Source organism: Candidatus Marinimicrobia bacterium CG08_land_8_20_14_0_20_45_22 (genome assembly GCA_002774355.1).
GTDB lineage: Bacteria > Fidelibacterota > UBA2242 > UBA2242 > UBA2242 > 0-14-0-20-45-22.
In genome coordinates, this window is record PEYN01000065.1 from 1 (window position 1) to 1749 (window position 1749).

2 protein-coding genes are annotated in these 1749 nt (G+C 46.4%); one reads left to right on the forward strand and one right to left on the reverse strand.

Annotated elements, in window-relative coordinates; genetic code table 11:
• Positions 1-1119 (reverse strand): hypothetical protein (locus tag COT43_04060; protein ID PIS29320.1); only part of this gene is annotated, 1119 nt, incomplete at its 3' end.
• A 153-nt stretch (positions 1120-1272) separates the two neighbouring features.
• Between COT43_04060 and COT43_04065 the strand changes: the two genes are divergently transcribed.
• Positions 1273-1749, forward strand: a 477-nt coding sequence (locus tag COT43_04065; GenBank protein PIS29321.1) for a hypothetical protein, incomplete at its 3' end; no start/stop codon positions are given.

Sequence of the window (1749 nt, forward strand, 5' to 3'; positions counted from 1 at the left end):
TGCAATGACGGCGAATTCATCAGGCGGTAAAAGAAAATCCGACTTAGTCAGATTCGCAGTCGTCGAATTATCACCGATTGTCCATTCTCGCAAATTGACAGTGTCAGCGGAAATGTTGAGCAATTCGATCCATTCGCCGCCGGAACCGGAAGCTGGACAGTACATAAACTCGTTGATGGCAAGACAATGAGTTAGAAAGGGAATTCGCAATTCGTGTGTTTTTCGATTATTCAGTAAGTTGTCATCGACGCTGACAACGACATCAGCCATGAGGTAGTGAATTCCCGCCTGCTGAAAAATCGCGTCGAACAAAACTGTCGCCGAGTCTTTCGGATTGATTGAGACAAATGTGGTAGCGAGCACTTCGCTCGTGGATAGATTGCTGTCGCGGTCGGCGTCCTCGCCAAAACGCACCGTCGCCGAATCACACGGATTCTCGCCAATATTTTTCACGACAATGGAAAAATCGATAGTGTTTCCGGTTTCGAGCGATTGGGGATCGGAAAGACACGAGAATCGGTTCAGGCTTAGGTCGAACGGCAATGGCGAGATGCTGTTGCGAAAGCCGGGTGTGCCGTATAAAACACGGCTGTTGCCCCAGTTGGATATATGGTTGTTGCCTTCCGGGATAATTTTCTCCCAACTGTATTCGGATGACGGTTGGGCGGTCGTTAATACGGCAGAAACCGTGTCTCTCTGCGGACTAAACAGGTAAATCTGACTTGCGGCATCATTCACTAAGCCGGTTCGCGACAAAGAATTATCCTGAATTGTAATCAAGAGGGCGCTGGCCGGAATCAAATCTTCATAAAAAGAGGATTTGTTCTCCACCAAATAACCGCGATCCATTATGAGGGCAAAACCGTTCGGCTTGATCGTATCGCCATAATCCACCACGAAACTCAGTGTGTCCGTGTAACCGTTTATTTTCAGGTAATAGCCGCTCAATGCAATCGAAGAGTCGCTGCAATTGTATATCTCGATGAATTCATCGTAACTTTCCTCCCCGGACGGATTGGCCATAACTTCGTTTATGACAATGGTCGAACCGGACGTTCGGACACAGATTGCAACGAGCAAGAGAAGAAGGGCAAATCGGGAAAGGCTTTTGTGTTGCATGAAATTAACTTGAATCTTTTGCCTGATTTTATGCCGAAAGTTGCAATTAGTCAATAAAAATATTTCATTCTCTGGTTAAAAAAAGTTTGATTTATTACCGGCTATAACAGAAATTCAACCATATTATGAATCTGTAAAGTTGAGGTGTTGATCGTGCAAAATAAAAACCAAATCATCTGTTCATCGAAGCCCGGAATCTCCCATCGGGAAATTCTTGCCGTCATCGGGGTCATCCTCCTTTTGGCGGCGTTTTCATATCCGCAATCCGGGAAGTACGTGCGAAAATCAGTTGCTTTTGTGGACGTGCTGATGATAACCGATTCCAACATCCGTTTGATGGGAGAAAACGAGCGGTTTCTGCTAAATGCCATTCATGAAAGCATTCGGATTTCGCGTTTCGATTACAATCCGCTTCCAGGGGCGGTTCAATCGACGTTCAAAATGAATCTTCGGGCTAAAGGCATGGTCGGAGACGATCAGATCGCCGCGGTCATTCGTGAAATTATCGCGCCGGAGATCATCAAATATCTTGACGTGAGCAAAGAACTGCGCGCACAGAATCTCGTCTCCGAAGTTCAGAAAAACATGTTCATTGCGGTCAAGGCGAAGGAACTCGGAGTCACGGCGGAA